Annotated in this window: 13 protein-coding genes; 9 read left to right on the top strand and 4 right to left on the bottom strand. The window is 59.4% G+C overall.

Going from position 1 to position 16,354, the window contains the following annotated elements; all coding sequences use genetic code 11:
• The first annotated feature begins 6 nt into the window (after positions 1–6).
• From HXO69_RS04745 to HXO69_RS04730, 4 genes are read left to right on the top strand one after another with little or no spacing between them, the layout of a single operon-like run.
• Positions 7–969, top strand: coding sequence for an ABC transporter ATP-binding protein (locus HXO69_RS04745; RefSeq protein ID WP_296545621.1), 963 nt, complete (start codon positions 7–9; stop codon positions 967–969).
• Positions 966–1,730, top strand: coding sequence for an ABC transporter permease (locus tag HXO69_RS04740; RefSeq protein ID WP_296545620.1), 765 nt, complete (start codon positions 966–968; stop codon positions 1,728–1,730). The genes HXO69_RS04745 and HXO69_RS04740 overlap by 4 nt, the downstream gene beginning before the upstream one ends.
• A 3-nt stretch (positions 1,731–1,733) precedes the next feature.
• Positions 1,734–2,432 (top strand): ABC transporter permease, encoded by a 699-nt coding sequence (locus tag HXO69_RS04735; RefSeq protein WP_296545619.1) that lies wholly within the window; start codon positions 1,734–1,736, stop codon positions 2,430–2,432.
• A gap of 5 nt (positions 2,433–2,437) precedes the next feature.
• Positions 2,438–3,388: an ABC transporter substrate-binding protein gene (locus HXO69_RS04730; RefSeq protein WP_296545632.1), complete on the top strand. Its 951-nt coding sequence runs from the start codon at positions 2,438–2,440 to the stop codon at positions 3,386–3,388.
• A 144-nt stretch (positions 3,389–3,532) separates the two neighbouring features.
• Here the strand turns inward: HXO69_RS04730 and HXO69_RS04725 are convergent, their stop codons facing one another.
• Positions 3,533–5,365 (bottom strand): alpha,alpha-phosphotrehalase, encoded by a 1,833-nt coding sequence (locus HXO69_RS04725; protein WP_296545617.1) that lies wholly within the window; start codon positions 5,363–5,365, stop codon positions 3,533–3,535.
• A gap of 415 nt (positions 5,366–5,780) precedes the next feature.
• Between HXO69_RS04725 and ilvD the strand changes: the two genes are divergently transcribed.
• On the top strand, positions 5,781–7,625 hold the full coding sequence (gene ilvD, locus HXO69_RS04720) for a dihydroxy-acid dehydratase (protein WP_296545616.1): 1,845 nt from the start codon (positions 5,781–5,783) through the stop codon (positions 7,623–7,625).
• Positions 7,626–7,901: 276 nt separating this feature from the next.
• On the top strand, positions 7,902–8,936 hold the full coding sequence (locus tag HXO69_RS04715; protein WP_296545615.1) for a 2-oxoglutarate dehydrogenase: 1,035 nt from the start codon (positions 7,902–7,904) through the stop codon (positions 8,934–8,936).
• A gap of 129 nt (positions 8,937–9,065) precedes the next feature.
• Here the strand turns inward: HXO69_RS04715 and HXO69_RS04710 are convergent, their stop codons facing one another.
• A complete protein-coding gene (locus tag HXO69_RS04710) occupies positions 9,066–9,344 on the bottom strand; it encodes a putative quinol monooxygenase (protein WP_005509231.1) in 279 nt (92 codons plus the stop codon).
• A gap of 296 nt (positions 9,345–9,640) precedes the next feature.
• Here HXO69_RS04710 and HXO69_RS04705 point away from each other — a divergent pair, with 296 nt between their 5' ends.
• Positions 9,641–10,837 carry an RNase H family protein gene (locus HXO69_RS04705; RefSeq protein ID WP_296545614.1) on the top strand — a complete coding sequence of 399 codons (1,197 nt, stop codon included), beginning with the start codon at positions 9,641–9,643 and terminating at the stop codon, positions 10,835–10,837.
• 248 nt (positions 10,838–11,085) lie between these two features.
• Here the strand turns inward: HXO69_RS04705 and HXO69_RS04700 are convergent, their stop codons facing one another.
• Positions 11,086–11,643, bottom strand: coding sequence for a hypothetical protein (locus HXO69_RS04700; protein ID WP_005507226.1), 558 nt, complete (start codon positions 11,641–11,643; stop codon positions 11,086–11,088).
• A gap of 62 nt (positions 11,644–11,705) precedes the next feature.
• Entirely contained in the window at positions 11,706–13,184 is a 1,479-nt protein-coding gene (gene cls, locus HXO69_RS04695; protein ID WP_049340251.1) for a cardiolipin synthase, read from the bottom strand.
• Positions 13,185–13,297: 113 nt separating this feature from the next.
• Here cls and HXO69_RS04690 point away from each other — a divergent pair, with 113 nt between their 5' ends.
• Positions 13,298–13,969, top strand: coding sequence for a TetR/AcrR family transcriptional regulator (locus HXO69_RS04690; protein WP_005509236.1), 672 nt, complete (start codon positions 13,298–13,300; stop codon positions 13,967–13,969).
• Positions 13,970–14,115: 146 nt separating this feature from the next.
• Positions 14,116–15,858, top strand: a complete 1,743-nt coding sequence (locus HXO69_RS04685; protein WP_296545612.1) for an MDR family MFS transporter — start codon at positions 14,116–14,118, stop codon at positions 15,856–15,858.
• The last annotated feature ends 496 nt before the right edge of the window (positions 15,859–16,354 follow it).

Raw genomic sequence — 16,354 nt, 5'->3', positions numbered from 1 at the left:
CGACCCATGACCACCCAAAATTCAGCCGCGCAAAATTCAACTCACCCGCACCAAGAGAACTCGCCTCAGATTCCCTGGGCAAAAAATTCTGCCGCTGACAGTGCTCAGGCAGCAAGCAACCCCGCAGGCGGAATCCGATTCGAGAACATCACCAAGAGCTACTCGAGCCGAACCGGTGAACCCGTCACGGTGCTGCAGAACCTGAACCTGCACATCCCCGCCGGGCAGATTACCGTGTTCGTTGGACCCTCCGGATGCGGTAAAACCACTAGTCTGCGCATGATTAACCGCATGGTGGAGCCCAATAGCGGCACCATCACGATTGACGGCGTGAACGTGCACGAAAAGAACCCCTACGAGCTGCGCCGCGGCATCGGCTACGTCATGCAGCAGGGCGGGCTCATGCCGCACCGCACCGTCGCGCAGAATATTGCCACCGTGCCGCGCCTGCTCGGTGCCTCCCGCAAGGAGGCGCAGGCTCGCGCGCTCGAACTGCTTGAAGTGGTCGGCCTGGATTCTTCGTATGCTAAGCGCTACCCCGCCCAGCTCTCGGGTGGCCAGGTGCAGCGCGTGGGCGTGGCGCGTGCTCTCGCCGCCGATGCGCCCATCCTGCTCATGGACGAACCCTTCTCCGCTGTGGACCCGGTCGTGCGTACTGACCTGCAGCGCGAGCTGCTGCGCCTGCAGGCTCGCCTCGCCAAGACGATCGTGTTCGTCACCCACGACATTGATGAGGCGCTCCTGCTGGGAGATCGTATCGCCGTCTTCGCGGAGGGCGGTCGCCTCGCCCAGTTCGGCACTCCCGAAGAGATTCTGTACAGCCCTGCCGATGATTTTGTGCGCTCCTTCGTGAGCCGCTCCGTTGCCGGTCTGCTGGATGAACAGACGGTGCGCCAGGCACGTGCACGTCGACTTGCAGACTTCCGAGAAGCACAGGATAGCGCGGTAGAAGGTGAGAAAAGCGAATGAGCCTTCTAGAAAATACTGTGCTTGCGGCACCACCTATCGCCACGCAGCCCCTGGCGGCAAGTGACATGCACTGGGAGTGGGTCGCCACCAATAGTCAGCGCATCCTCGAGCTGACCCTCAGCCACCTCTACCAGGGTGTCGTGCCCGTCGCGATTGGTACCCTCGTCGCGCTGCCGGTCGCCTACTACGCGAGCCGCCGCCGCGACCGCGGTTCCGAACACCGCGTCGGTGCGCGAACCCTCATGCACCTCTCCTCGCTGCTGTACACCATCCCCTCCATCGCGCTCTTCGTGCTGATGCCGCTCATCCTGGGAACCTCGATTATTTCCCCGCTGAACGTGCTTGTCGCCCTGAGCGTCTACTCCTTCTCTCTGATGGTGCGCTCCGGCGTGGACGCCTTCGACTCCGTTCCCGATAGCGTGCACGAATCCGCCCGCGCCCTCGGATACACGCCCCGACAGGCGCTGATGGAACTCTACCTGCCCCTCGCGGCGCCCGTCATCATGGCGGGAATCCGTGTAGCAACCGTCGCCAATATTGCGATGGTGTCCGTAGGTGCCCTCATTGGTGTGCCCTCGCTCGGCACGCTCTTTACCGACGGCCTCGCACGCAATATCCCCTCGGAGATCCTCGCTGGCGTAATCCTCAGCCTGCTGCTGGCGCTGGTCCTCGACCTGCTCCTTATCCTTCTGACCAGGCTCTTTACCCCCTGGCAAGCAGGAACGCCCGCACGCCACCGAAGCCCCGAGAGGAGGGCATAACCCGTGAACGTTATTGAACGAACCCTCGTCTACCTCATGGACGGCGCCAACTGGCAGGGAAGCACCGGAATTCTCGTGCGCCTGCTCGAACACCTGAGCGCCACCGCCCTCGCCACCGCCTGCGCGGCACTCATCGTCGTGCCCCTCGGTCTCTGGGCTGGGCACCACCGCCCGGGTTACGGCATCAATCGTCGCCGCAGCAACCTGCTTATGAGCACCGTTGCTGCCACCCGTGCACTGCCCGCGCTCGGTCTGCTCACTATCCTGGCACTCTGGCTGGGTGTCTCGACCCTGCCCTCCCTCATTGTGCTCATTATTATTGCGGCGGCACCCCTGCTCGCCGGAGTTCTTGAAGGCCTCGCCGCCGTACCCGAAGACCTCGTGGACGCAGCCCGCGCCCAGGGTCTCACCGAATGGCAGATCCTGACCCGCCTCGAAATCCCGCTCGCCGCCAACATGATGCTCGGCGGGCTCCGCTCCGCACTCGTGCAGGTCATCGCAACCGCGACCATCGTCGCCTACCTTAGCGGCGGAACCCTCGGCAGGTACCTCTTTGACGGGCTCGCCGTGCGTGACTACCCGCGCATGCTCGTCGCAACCCTGCTCGTAGCGCTTCTCGCTTTCGCCGTGGACGCGCTCATGGGCATCATTCAGCGCGCGTTCACCCCCGCGGGGCTCACCATCAACCGGAAGAAGGCATGAACCCGATGAATCAGGCACCTAAAACCTTCTCGCGTCGCACTGCACTCACCGCTGTCGGTGCACTCGGCATGGCGGGTATCCTCAGCGCCTGCGGGCTCAGCGGCGACAAAGTCTTCAGCGGCGAACACGAAGGAATCATCGTCGGCTCAGCCGCCTTCGCCGAGTCCCAGATTCTCGCTGAAATCTATGCCGGAGCCCTCTCCCGTGCGGGGTTCAACGCCCGCACCCAGCTGAGCATCGGCGCCCGCGAAGCGTACCTGGGGGCACTCGCCTCCGGCGCGGTGGACGTTATCCCGGACTACTCCGGCAACCTGCTGCTCTACCTGGACCCGAAGGCTACCGCCTCGACCGCCGAGCAGATTCTGCAGGCGCTACCCGCCGCCCTCGGCACCCTTAAGACGGGCGACTCCAGGACAGAAATTCGCGCCCTGAAGGCTTCCGAGGCGGAGGATAAAGACTCTCTCGTGGTCACCGAGCAGACCGCCCAAAAGTACGGTCTGCGAAGCCTAGAAGACCTAGCCTCCCGCTGTACCAACCTGAAGCTCGGCGCCGCCCCGGAGTTCGCCGAGCGCGCCTACGGCATCCCCGGTCTGAAGGAGAAGTACGGATGCGTTCCCGCCGAGTTCGTGCCCCTCTCGGATGGTGGCGGCGCGCTGACCGTCAAGGCACTGCTGGATGACACCGTGCAGGTGATTGACCTCTACTCGACCACCCCCGCGATTGAGCAGAATAAGCTGGTGGTGCTGGAGGATCCGAAGAACATGATTCTGGCTCAGCAGGTGCTGCCCATCATTAATACGTCGCGAGTGCCCGACTCCGCGGCAGAGGTTCTGAACCGTGTCTCGGCGAAGCTGACCACCGCCGATCTGCGTACCCTGAACGACCGTGTTTCGGGTACCTCTAAGCAGGAGCCCGCGCAGGCTGCGGCTACCTGGTTGGATGAGCACGGCTTCTAGCATTCCGCCTAACATTCCACATAAATTCCTTTACAGGAATGGGTATAAATAAAACCGACCTGTGAATATTCTAGAAATAGAATATTGCCAGGTCGGTTTATATCACCCCATCCCACGCATCAGGGGAGGGGCGTACAGTAGCTTCTAGCCCTCAATCAGCAGTGCCAGCGCCTCGTAGGGGCGCAGGCTCAGTGTCACCGTCTCAGCCGAATCAGATACAGCCGAATCCGCGGCAGCGGAGTCTACTGCAGAATTCTTGTAATTACACACCAGCACGCGACCGGAACGAACAAACTCAGCCGGAAGCTCAACCTCGGTCGGTTCGCCGTAGAAGTTCGTCAGCACCAGCAGGCGCTGCGCCGGGCGGCTATCCTCAGCACCAGCCTCGGCGGGAAGCTCGCGCAGGTACGCAAACACCCGCTCATGCTCCAGCGCGTAGGGGACGTAGGAGCCGTACGCAATCACCGGGTACTGCTTACGTAGCGCAATCAGGTTGCGGTAGTACGGCAGAATCACGCCGTCGCGTTCCTCATCCTCCACCGAAATACCGGCACCGGTCGCCGCATCACGCACCGGGGCGGGAGCCAGCCACGGCGATGTGGAACCAAAACCGGCAGTCGCCGGATCCGCGGCCCATTGCATCGGCACACGCGAATTATCGCGAGCCTTCGATGCCACAATCTCCAGTGCCTGCTGCTTGCTCAGACCGCGCTCACGCAGCATCGCGTAGGCGTTATGCGCCTCCACGTCCACGTACTGCTCGATCGAGGAGTAGACCGGGTCAATCATGCCGATTTCCTCGCCCTGGTACACGTACGGGGTGCCGCGCAGTAGGTGAATCACGGTTGCCAGCATGGTCGCTGACTCGGCACGGTAACGCTCAACGTCACCAAAACGGTTCAGTGCGCGGGGCTGGTCGTGGTTATTCCAGAACAGCGCGTTCCAGCCGCCGCCGGCCTGCATACCCAACGCCCAATCGTTCAGGATCTGCTTCAACTCGGCAAAACGGAACGGCACCTTCGACCACTTCTCGCCGTTCTCGTAGTCCACCTTCAGGTGGTGGAAGCTGAACACCATGTCCAGCTCGTGGTGTGCCGGGTTGGAGTAGCCTACGCAGTTTTCGATGCTGGTCGAGGACATTTCGCCCACGGTTACGGTGTCATCATACTGACCGAAGGAGGCGCGGTTCAGCTGCTGAATACGAGTGTGCACAATCGGGGTGTCGGTGTATTGTGCCTTGTCCACGGTGCCTTCGGGGGCGTCGAGCAGCTCTTCACCCTTACCGATGACGTTAATGACGTCAAAACGGAAACCGCGCACACCCTTCTCGTACCAGAAGTTCACGACCTTAAACAGTTCGTCGCGCACAGTCGGGTTGTACCAGTTCACATCCGCCTGGGTGCGGTCGTACAGGTGCATATAGAACAGGGGAGTGCCGTGCTCATCCGTGTACTCGCCAAAGCGGGACCAGCAGGGGCCGCCGAACTTCGACTCCCAGTTGGTCGGTTCGCGCAGCTGACCGTCCTCGGCGTATTTGCCAGGGCGAATATAGAAATAATCCCAGTACTCGCGCTCACCGGCGAGCGCACGCTGGAACCACTCGTGATCGGTCGAAACATGGTTGAGCACCATGTCGAACATGACGCCCACACCGTGCTTGGCGAGGGTAGCAATCATCTCTTCGACGTCCTCCATGGTGCCAAGGTCGGGGTTAATGGCGTAGTAGTCGGAGATGTCGTAGCCGTTGTCGTTCTGCGGGGAGGCGAAGAACGGGTTGAACCACACCATGTCCACGCCCAGGGAAGCAATGTAGGGCACCTTCTCGATGACGCCGCGCAGGTCGCCGTAGGCGCCACCCGCCGCGGAGTAGAAGGACTTGGGGTACACCTGGTAGATGACGGAGGACGCGAAATCCTTACCGCCTGCCGGGGTGGTTGCCGGCGTGAGGGTGAGCGATGCGGTGGGTGCCTGTGTCATAGAAACCTTCTGAAATGTAAGCAGGGTTCAGCGTGTATAAAAGCGTGTATAAATCAGTGTGTTGGAAATGAACCGCACCGGTGCTACGTGTGGTGCTACGTATGCGCAGCGAGGCCCGTACGCGGCAGGCACGGCGGCCCACCGCCTCCCGGTACGTTCGCCGATTGAATATCGCCGCCCGCAACCTGGGCTCATTCCAGATTAGGGGGCATAATGGGGTGATGTCCCCCATCTACCCCAAAGGGGGCAATTCTGCCGCAGATCCGGCACAACACCCGTGGCCTCAACCCTCCCACCGATAGGCGGTTGCAGGCTCGTGCGCGTTTCGATGCATGAAACCAAAGTGACCCTGAGCTGAACAGTGTTGGACGCCGCGCGTAAAATCAGTACTTGCATCACTACGGAAGGTAAAACAATGCCAGAACTGCGTTCACGTACTTCAACTCACGGCCGTAACATGGCTGGTGCCCGCGCCCTGTGGCGTGCCACCGGCATGGGCGATGACGATTTCGGCAAGCCCATTATTGCTATCGCGAACTCCTTCACCCAGTTCGTACCCGGTCACGTGCACCTGAAGAACATGGGTGAACTGGTCGCCGGCGCTATCCGTGAGGCTGGCGGCGTCGCCAAGGAATTCAACACCATCGCCGTTGATGACGGTATCGCTATGGGCCACGACGGCATGCTGTATTCACTGCCTTCCCGCGACCTGATTGCTGACTCGGTCGAGTACATGGTTAACGCGCACCGTGCTGACGCGCTGGTCTGCATCTCTAACTGTGACAAAATCACCCCCGGTATGCTTCTGGCGGCTATGCGTCTGAACATCCCCACTATCTTTGTGTCCGGCGGCCCGATGGAGTCCGGCGAGGGCATTGAGGGTATTGTTGAGCACCGCCTCGACCTGATTGACGCCATGGTGATGGCTGTTGATGACAGCGTCAGCGATGCTGAGCTCGCTCAGGTTGAGAAGAACGCGTGCCCGACCTGTGGTTCCTGCGCGGGTATGTTCACCGCAAACTCCATGAACTGCCTGAATGAGGCGATTGGCCTGGCACTGCCGGGTAACGGCACCACCTTGGCTACTCAGGTGGCTCGTAAGGAGCTGTTCCTGGACGCTGGCCGCCGCATCGTGGAGCTGGCTAAGCGCTACTACGAGCAGGATGACGAGTCGGTTCTGCCCCGCTCCATTGCGACCAAGGAGGCGTTCGAGAACGCTATGGCGCTGGATGTGGCGATGGGCGGTTCGACCAACACCGTGCTGCACACTCTGGCGATTGCGCACGAGGCGGGTGCTGACTTCACTCTGGATGACATTGACCGCATTTCGCGTCAGGTTCCCTGCCTGGCGAAGGTCGCCCCGAACTCCACCAAGTACCACATTGAGCACGTGCACCGTGCCGGCGGTATCCCCGCCCTGCTGGGTGAGCTGAACCGTGCCGGCCTGCTGCACAAGAACGTTCATTCTGTTCACGCTGACTCGCTGGACGAGTGGCTGGACGAGTGGGATATCCGCAGCGGCAAGGCGAGCGAGAAGGCGAAGGACCTGTTCCTGGCAGCTCCCGGTGGCGTGCGCACCACCCGCGCGTTCTCTACCGCGAACAAGTACGAGTCCCACGAGACTGACGCTGAGAACGGCTGCATCCGCGCTGTGGAGCACGCGTACACCAAGGACGGCGGCCTGGCGGTCCTGTACGGCAACATCGCCCAGGACGGCGCAATCATCAAGTCCGCTGGTATTGATGAGGAGCTGTTCCACTTCAAGGGTCGCGCCTTCGTGGTCGAGTCGCAGGACGAGGCTGTGTACGAGATTCTGTCGAAGAACGTGAAGGAAGGCGACGTTGTCGTCATCCAGTACGAGGGTCCGAAGGGCGGCCCCGGCATGCAGGAGATGCTGTACCCGACCTCCTACCTGAAGGGTCTGGGCCTCGGTAAGAAGTGTGCACTGATTACTGACGGTCGTTTCTCCGGCGGTACTTCGGGTATTTCGATTGGTCACGTCTCCCCGGAGGCGGCTGCTGGCGGCGCGATCGGCCTGGTGCAGACCGGCGACGAGATTGAGATTGACGTGAACAACCGCATCCTGCGTGTGAACGTTTCGGATGAGGAGCTGGCTGCTCGCCGCGAGGCGAAGGGTGCCGCACCGTGGCGTCCGACCAAGCCGCGTGAGCGTCAGGTATCGAACGCCCTGAAGGTGTACGGCATGCTGGCTGCTTCGGCTGATAAGGGTGGCGTGCGCATCCTGCCCGAGGACGCATAAACCCCTCACGTATTTTCTGAGAATTTAATATTCTTGCCCTGTGAGCTGGTGCCCCGTTCCGCGGTTTTCTGCGGGGCGGGGCGCTTTTCTTTGTCCGCGTCTTTGTCCGCGTCTTTGTCTGCGTCTCTGTATACCGTCGTGGGATACCCGGTGCGGCGTATTGCCTTGTCAACGGCGTTGCAGTAGGGTGTAAGGAGGTATTTAGGTACCCGATTCACCGACTCAGCACAACCACTCAAACACAACGCAATTCGCAACCCTCACGAGGACGCATTCATGGTTACCCTGCCCGCGCGCGCACAGCGTGCCTTTACTCGTCGTGCCCTGACGGCTCTTGCCTGCATCGGCGCGCTCGCTTTGAGTTCTTGCTCTGCTCAGCCGCAGGCTGATGATTCTGAAACCGCCCCGATGAAGGTCGCGACTTCCTCGGCGTCCGTTGATGCGAAGACCCTGTTCCACGCGGCGGACGGCTCCTGGAAGCCGAATACTGTCCAGATTTCTGCCGGCCTGGATGCGCCGGCAACTTTTGATGCTGTAGCAACCCCGACCGATGAGCCGAGCACGGACGCCGAATACGAGGCGGCATACGCCACGGCGAGCGGCTCCGCGAACACTATCGATGCGGGTACCCGCTGCGGCGTGACGAGCCTGCTGGGTGGTTCTGCTGGCATTTACGTGTATGACGGTTCGGACTGCGCGAAGGCTCAGGAGGCGGTACGCCTCTTCAACAGCCGCAAGAACCAGGACGGTGCGGCGAGCGTTGAGTGGTACCAGTGCGCTACGAAGGTGCAGGGCCGCGACTACATTACGGGTGCCTGCTTCACTCAGGGTGGTAGCACTGAGAAGCCTCGCCTGGCGCTGATTCCGGCGCAGACCCGCATGCTCTCGGGTGTGCTGACCTTCGCTGAAGCGTATGGCGGCGGCACATTCGGTCAGGGCGATTCTGCGAAGACCGTTGAGGCGCTGCGCTTCACCAGCCCGGATTCTAAGGTCGCGTGCTCGGTGACCCCGTCGGGCGTGGATTGCCAGGCTCTGGTGGGCGTGACCCTGGAGGGTTGGGATGCTGCCTCCGGTAAGGCGCAGCAGCGTGTTCATATGGTGCAGGGTCAGGCGCCCGAGGTGAGCCTGGTCGGTCAGACCGCCACCCCGGAGCCGGTGAATACCGAGGGCATTACTGCTCTGCCTGCCGGTCAGGTGGTGACCGCGTACGGTTACACCTGCAAGTCGGTGAATACCGGTAAGGTGCATTGCGTGAGCGCGACGAATGGTTTCACCCTTGACTCGGTGGAGGTTGGCGTAGAGCGCCGCTAAGCCGAGAGCGCCGATAAGCCGAGAGCGCCGCTAGTAGCCGCGCTCGCCTCCAAAGCTGATATACGAATATACGAAGGTGCCCGGCGCCCCTCAAGTAGGGGTGCCGGGCACCTCGGTCTTTAACGTTGCTTAGCGGAAGTTGACGATGCGAACATCCAGCTCGGAGGAGAGCAGCGGCTCCCATGCGGCGACAGCCTTCTGGAAGTGCTCGGTGCCCATGTGCTTTTCGAGTAGCGCCTGGGATTCCCAGCGCTCGATGAATGCGAAGTCGGTGTCGGAGACGGCGCCGAAATCGTAGCTGACGTTGCCTTCGTCCTGGCGGCTTGCGGTCACGAGCGGTTCGATGGTCTTGAGGAATTCTTCGACGTGCTCGGGCTTGACGGATACTCCGGCGTAAACACCAATCATGGGGCTCTCCTTGTTGGATGGTGCGGCGTGGTGCCGCGTCGTATATGACTCTTTTACCGTACACCTTCGCCTCCGCTACGGGGTGGTATGCGCGGGGGTTTCTCGCGCTGTGTTCTGGTGCTGTGTTTTGCGCTGTGCCGGTGTGAGAGAGGAGTTGCGGGTATTCCATTCGCTGACTGTAAAAAATAGTGTTTTATATTTGCGTGCCCCTTTCTGTTCGACCTATAAAAGAATGAGGACGATACACCGCACGAATGGAAGGAGAAGCGGTATGGCACGCATGGGGGGTGACACTCATGGGATTTTCACCGGCGCACATCAAACGATGCACCCTGACCTGGGAGGCGCCCGACTATAGCGCCTCGTACCCTGCCGGGTACACGGATCAGGGCGTTGCTGTGATTGCGGTGGCTCAGGAGCATCGTAAGGCACAGGGCTTTTGTTATTCCGCCTTGTCAACGGTGGTTTTTATTTCTAAGCAGGACGGCACTCGCACTGTGGTGAATGAGGAGCAGATACTCTCTACCCACGTCCATTCCCTCATGGAGTGCTGCGATGAGGTGCATCCGCGTCTGCTGGGTCGCGCCGTGCTCTCGGCGTGGGATGTTGTTCCGGAGCAGTACCGCCAGAACCTGGTGACGATTGCTGCGGATCGTAAGAATTTGAAGCAGCTTTTCCGTGACTGTGACCAGTTGAAGGCGATCATGGAGTACCGCGCCTTTGAGAAGGTGCTGGACCCGTACGATAACCATTCTTTGGGTGAAGTGCATGTGAAGCTTGCTGGCACGCCCGCGTATGAGCGGATGCAGGCTGAGGTGTGTGCGGCACGTACCGCTGTGGATGAGATGGTGGAGGAGGCACTGACCCCTCGCCCGCTGGATCAGCTGCAGGACTATAGCGTTTTCACGGATTGTTCGTTCCGTTCGACTCACAATAAGAAGTATCAGCGTGGCGGCCGTATGGGTATCGCCGGCGTGAGTGAGGACGGCTTCTATTTTCATGCCCACTATGATGGCGTGAATATTATGACCGGTGAGCTGTCTGCGATGTTGGCGGCTTATACGGTGTTCCATAGCGGTTCGCGCCGCCTGATTATTCATACGGATTCTTTGGGTGCGTTGACGTTTGTGTTGCGTTTGGCGCATAGCCGTTGGGCTTTTGAAGCGTGGGTTTCTGAGGGTATTCAGGATGAGCGTGTTGTAGCTCAGATGCGTGCTTTGACGGAGGCTATCCGCGAGAAGCGTGTGCTGGTGAAGCATGTTCCGGGCCATACAGGCCACGGTTTGCAGGAGAGTAGCGACTCTGTGTCGAAGATGCATCGCCATTTTCCGGGGCAGATTGTGGATAAACGTCACCAGAGCGAGTTTAATCAGCGTTGCGAGTCGATTATTACTGCTTTGTCGGGTTGTGCGAAGGCTGTTCGCTTGCTTGCGCCGGAGTGGTTGCAGATTAAACCTTCTTCAATCCACACGGGAAACCGTTTATGGCGCTAAACTAGTCCAGGGTAGAAATGAACGCGCGATGCATTCGCCGCATACGAAGGTATGCGATGTCGGAGGTGTCGCGTGTTTCTTTTTGCCCTTTTGCCTTTTCTGCATGCGCTTTTACGAGGCTCACCTGTAGCGCTGCTCTAGCTTGTAGCCCCGCGCATCCTGCAATGGTGCGTGGGAAAAGAATGCGGGGGAAACGAAAGCTCCCCCTGAGCGTCGAATCAATCGAACTCAGGGGGGGAGCTTTTAGGTTATTTACCAGCGTGGGTGAACATAATCTTCACAATCGCAAGAACAATAACGGCGAGGGTGAGCCACACGGCGCTTCGGACAGTACGCCAGCAGATTGGCTCGCCGCGGTAGCGAGCAATCGCGAAGTTGAGGGTAAAAATACGCCACACCACGGTCACAAGACAGAGAATAATAGTGCAGTCAAAAATGATGTCGTAGGTGCCGCCGGGCGGTAGGAATGTCGCCAGAATCAGGAGCGCCACGGGGTACACGGTCGTACCCAGAATAGGGCTCGCGTTGCCCAGCGCGTGCTTGACGAAATCTCGCGGCGGGGTGCCGCCGTGCAGCACCCGGTACTCCTGCATTTCTGAGATGACGTGGGCAATGTAGGTGGTCAGACCGGTACCCGTAATGTAGAGGATTGCGGTGCCGTCAAAGATCGCGTTCGCGTCGTGAATGCTCAGCAGAGCCGCCAGCACCAAGAAATTACCGTAGGTGTACGCAGAGATACGGTGAGCAACGTCGTGCGCATCGAGTTCAGCGAATTTACGGCGTGCTTTACGGAATAGAAGGGGCATTCGATAGTCCTTTGGCGGGTGCGGGGATGAAAACTCAGACCCCCGAGTGTGTGACAAATAGCTTAGAGGAGCGATGACCACAGTCGGCAGAGGTTCTCCACCATCTTGATGCGGCGCGGGCGCTCCGCCCACTGGGTGTACAGCAGCTCGGTGCAGACCTGCTCGTATTCGGCGCATACTTCATCCAGCATCGCGACCATGCCGCGGTCAATGACGAACGTTGACACTTCCATGTTCAGTGAGAAGGAACGCGGGTCCATATTGGACGAGCCAATGAACGTAATTTCGTCGTCGACCATCATGAACTTGGAGTGCAACACGGTCGGGCTGGGGTACTGCAGAATACGCACACCCGCCTGCAGCAGCTGCTCGTAGTAGGAACGCTGCGCCATGTTCGGCAGGAACTGGTCGCCCTTCTCGCACACAATCACGGTGGTTTCAATACCGGAGTAGGCGGCGTTCGTGAGTGCCTGCAGTAGGGTCTCTTCGGGCACGAAGTAGGGCGAGCAGATGGTAATACGCCGCTCGGCGTTGTAGATCAGGTAGTTAATGAGGCGCAGGTTGTTTTCGGTTTCAAAACCGGGGCCGGAGGGCACAACCTGGGCGCGCATCCCATCCTTGTAGTAGGGGATATTGGTGTTAATTTCTGCCAGGATCAGCTGGTTCGTTTCGGAGTACCAGTCGGAGACGAAAACGGCGTTGAGCTCTTCAACGATGGGGCCGGTGCAGGAGAAGGTCAGGTCCTTCCACTCCAAGCCCTTCTTAATGTTTTCGGGCATGTCGTAGGAGCGGTGAATAGCGTTCTGCGAACCGGAGAACGCGACGCGTCCGTCCACGACGAGGACCTTGCGGTGGTTACGCAGGTCGGGTCGCTGCCACTTGAGTTTCCACGGTTTGAGCGGCAGCATGAGGCGCCACTGCATACCCGAGTCGTTGAGCATTTTCACGAGTTTCTTATAGGACGGGTATTTGCGGGAGCCGATGTGGTCGAGGAGTACGCGCACCTGTACACCGCGTTCGTGGGCTGCGAAGAGGGCGTCCCAGAGGACTGCGCTCGCCTCGTCGTAGGCGGTGATGTAGAACTCGAAGTGCACGTATTTGGTGGCGCGGTCGACTTCTTCCGCCATGGCGACCATTGCCTCGTGGTTGTCGGTGTGGAGGGTGAATTGGTTGCCGCCGACCAGGGGGAGTGAGCCCAGGGTGTAGTTGAGCTGGCTGGCTGCCTTTGCGGGGTCGGAGAGGTCGTCGGTGCGGGTGAGGAAGGGCTTGTTCTCGCTGACTTCGCGGATCAAGTCGTTCATGGCGTGTTGGCGTGCGCGGCGGTAGGCGGGCAGGCGCGAGGAGCCGAAGACGAGGAATGCGATGAACCCTACGAAGGGGATGAAGAAGATGGCCATGAGCCAGCCCAGGGCAACCACGGGTTTGCGGTTGTAGGGGAGCCAACAGAGGGCTGCGAGTCGGATGAGGATATCGGCGATGCCGAGTGCGAGGCGTAGCCAGTCTGGCAGGAAATCGAGATAGGCGGGGGCAAACAAGTTCATCCCTCTATTATGCCGATGTTTTGTGTGGGGCTGGAGCTTAGCTGGCTATGCTGTGGGCCTTAACGCCAAAAATGCACTTGAGCATTGTGTGCAGTGGTGAAATAATTGCAGTTATGCAGAAAAAGGAACAGAGCCTTCGCGAACGCCGCCGCGAACAAACCTGGACGGCGATCCACGAAGCAGCCCTCAAACGCGTCCGCGACCACGGGATGCGCGGAACCACCGTTGAAGAAATCGCCCAGGAAGCGGGCGTCTCCCCGCGTACCTTCTTCAACTACTTCCCCTCCAAAGAGGACGCCGTCCTGGGTCTGCGTGAACCGGTGGTCAGCGAGGAAATCCTCGAAACAGACCGCGCCCACGAGGACGACAACACGATCATTCGTGTAACCCACCTTCTCTGGGAGGTTATTTTCCAGAGCTTCCACTACGCCAATGGCAAGGACCCTCGAGCTCCCTTTCAGGAGTTCCCCGAGTCCGCGAAACGAATGAAAATGCACTACATGAAGTGCGAACAGGTGCTCACCGAGTACCTGAACACTATTGACTGGGTAGCTTTTGATGCTGCCGGTCGCCGCGGCCCCTTCCCGCGCCGAACCCCCGCTGACCCGCTGACCGATCACTTCCGGGAGCGATCGCGCGCAAAGGTCCAGCTTGCCTCCGCGGTGCTTCGCCAGCTGGAGTTCGCCCGCGACCTGGAAGACAAAGAGGATATCGCCCGCCATATTCGCCAGACGGTGAAGACCTTCCAGTTCCTGCTTTTTGAGCAGAACCGACCCGCAATCTAGCGGCGGTTCACTGCTACAAACTACAAAAGCCCGCCAGAAACCGAACCGGAGGACCCGAATCGGAGGCCCCGAATCGAGGTAACCGAATCCAGAGCCCGGCGGATACTCACAACAGACATATATAGAACGTAACTAAGGATTAAACGATGAGTACAGAGGAAAAGAATCTACCTCAGCCGCCAGCCGGTGAGGCTAAGCAGGAAAGTAAAAACCGCATCCGCGCCATGTTCCTGGGCCTGGTCATTGTGATGCTCATGTCCTCGCTGAACCAGACGATTCTGGCGCCGTCGCTGCCCACGATCGTCGGTGAGCTTCACGGCGTGGAGCACATGAGCTGGGTGATTACCATTTTCATCCTGCTTTCGACGATTACGATGCCGGTCTACGGCAAGCTTTCTGACCAGTTCGGACGCAAGCCCTTCCTGATTTTTGCGATTGTCGCTTTCATGGCGGGTTCGGTTGTTGGCGCGCTCGCGCAGAACATGAACTGGCTGATTTTTGCTCGTGGCCTGCAGGGTCTGGGCGGCGGTGGCCTGATGATTCTTTCTCAGGCGGTGATTGCTGATGTGATTCCTCCGCGCGATCGAGGCCGCTATATGGGTATTATCGGTGGCGTTTTCGCGTTCTCGTCGGTGGCTGGTCCGCTGATTGGCGGCTGGATTACTGAGGGTCCGGGTTGGCGTTGGGCGTTCTGGCTGAACCTGCCGCTGGCTATCCTGTCGATTCTTGCGGTGATTCTCTTGTTGCCGCACCGCCCGTTCCGTGAGCGTGAGAAGCACAGCATCGACTACCTTGGTTCGCTGATTCTGATGGCGGGTACGAGTGCGCTGGTGCTTGCCACGATTTGGGGCGGTAACCAGTACGAGTGGACTTCGCCCGAGATTATTGGTCTGCTGGTCTTCTCTGTGGTTGCTGCGCTGGTGTTTATCCCGGTGGAGAACCGTGCGGCTGAGCCGGTCATGCCCATGTACCTGTTCAAGAACCGTAACTTCCTGCTGACTCTGGGTGCTTCGCTGGCGCTGGGTGTGGCAATGTTCGGTGCGGTGGAGTATATCCCGACTTATCTGCAGATGGCGCTGGGTGTGAGCGCTACGGTTGCCGGTCTGCTGATGATCCCGATGATGGGCGTCATGCTGGTGGTGTCGATTGTGACGGGTCGCGTGGTGTCGAAGACCGGTCGCTATAAGCGTTATGTGACGAGCGGTACCGCGATTGTGGCGCTGGGCCTGTTCCTGCTGTCGACCGTGACTATTGAGACTCCGACCTGGCTGTTCTGTATATACCTTGCGGTGATGGGTGCCGGTCTGGGTATGTCTATGCAGTTCTTGACTCTGATTGTTCAGAATGCGTTCCCGGTGAGCGTGGTTGGTACCGCGACGGCGTCGAATAACTTCTTCCGTCAGGTGGGTGCTACTGTGGGTGCCTCGCTGGTGGGTGGTCTGTTTACCTCGCGTCTGACCTCGCTGATTTCTGAGCGTATGCCGCAGCAGGCGCTGCAGTCTTCGGGTAGCCATGCGTCTTCGTCTCTGACTCCTGAGCTGGTGGCGTCTTTGCCGGAGCCGGTGCACGGCATCATTGTGAATGCGTATAACGATGCGCTGATTCCGCTGTTCCTGTACCTGGTGCCGCTGGGCCTGGTGTCTACGCTGCTTCTGTTCTTCATTCGTGAGGATGCGCTGGCGACGACCCTGGAGACTGAGCCGGCTGTTGATATTGCCCGTGCGGCGACCGGTGCGATTCCGGTGATTACTCCGGAGATGGCGGCTAAGGATGCTGAGGCTCTGAAGAGCATGCACGCCTCTGCTCGTGCTCGTATTGATGAGTCGTTGAGCTCGGAGGCTTCGCCTGAGGCGGGTTCTTCGGAGGATGGCGGCTCCTCGCGTTCTTAGAATGAGGGATAACGAAAAGGTGCGCGCCGGAGGCGTTGCCTTCCTATATAAGCGGCGCCCCGGTGCGAGTCGTGTGCTCGTGCCGGGGCGCCGTTTTTGGCTGAGTTGCCTTAAATAGCGCGCTTAAGAGGTGTGCCTTAGTGCTTGGTTTAGGGGTTGGAAGTGTTGGTTTAGTCCCTTAAATAGTGGGTTTACGTGGTGTTTTGCCCCATTAAAGCGCTTATCGAAAAGGTTATTACGTCCCTATGTCGAGAGAATTGTTTCCGATGTAAAATTTTCGTAAAAATTGTTAATCCGCCCCTTTTCCCCGGTATTCCGGGGCATTTTTTTACCCAGCTCCCTTTTAGCTTGCATACAGGCTGTTCTAAGGGGTGAAAGTGCCCAATGTGGGTTTGGTGGAAGTGTTACAGGCTATATAAGATAAAGTACATATGCTCCTAGTGACAGTCATCACGAAGCAGTGCGCTAGGACAGCATGACACACATGCCTTAACAC

The sequence above is a fragment of the Rothia sp. (in: high G+C Gram-positive bacteria) genome (assembly GCF_015265375.1).
Classification (GTDB): Bacteria; Actinomycetota; Actinomycetes; order Actinomycetales; family Micrococcaceae; genus Rothia.
The sequence above is the reverse complement of the archived record's forward strand: the minus strand, read 5'-3'. Positions and strand labels throughout refer to the sequence as shown.

Excerpts from the sequence above, each read along its gene's own strand:
- HXO69_RS04730 (WP_296545632.1), top strand. The coding sequence starts at position 2,438 with ATGAATCAGGCACCTAAAACCTTCTCGCGTCGCACTGCACTCACCGCT.
- HXO69_RS04715 (WP_296545615.1), top strand. The coding sequence starts at position 7,902 with ATGGTTACCCTGCCCGCGCGCGCACAGCGTGCCTTTACTCGTCGTGCC.
- ilvD (WP_296545616.1), top strand. The coding sequence starts at position 5,781 with ATGCCAGAACTGCGTTCACGTACTTCAACTCACGGCCGTAACATGGCT.
- HXO69_RS04725 (WP_296545617.1), bottom strand. The coding sequence starts at position 5,365 with ATGACACAGGCACCCACCGCATCGCTCACCCTCACGCCGGCAACCACC.
- HXO69_RS04685 (WP_296545612.1), top strand. The coding sequence starts at position 14,116 with ATGAGTACAGAGGAAAAGAATCTACCTCAGCCGCCAGCCGGTGAGGCT.
- HXO69_RS04705 (WP_296545614.1), top strand. The coding sequence starts at position 9,641 with ATGGGATTTTCACCGGCGCACATCAAACGATGCACCCTGACCTGGGAG.
- HXO69_RS04690 (WP_005509236.1), top strand. The coding sequence starts at position 13,298 with ATGCAGAAAAAGGAACAGAGCCTTCGCGAACGCCGCCGCGAACAAACC.
- HXO69_RS04700 (WP_005507226.1), bottom strand. The coding sequence starts at position 11,643 with ATGCCCCTTCTATTCCGTAAAGCACGCCGTAAATTCGCTGAACTCGAT.
- cls (WP_049340251.1), bottom strand. The coding sequence starts at position 13,184 with ATGAACTTGTTTGCCCCCGCCTATCTCGATTTCCTGCCAGACTGGCTA.
- HXO69_RS04740 (WP_296545620.1), top strand. The coding sequence starts at position 966 with ATGAGCCTTCTAGAAAATACTGTGCTTGCGGCACCACCTATCGCCACG.
- HXO69_RS04745 (WP_296545621.1), top strand. The coding sequence starts at position 7 with ATGACCACCCAAAATTCAGCCGCGCAAAATTCAACTCACCCGCACCAA.
- HXO69_RS04710 (WP_005509231.1), bottom strand. The coding sequence starts at position 9,344 with ATGATTGGTGTTTACGCCGGAGTATCCGTCAAGCCCGAGCACGTCGAA.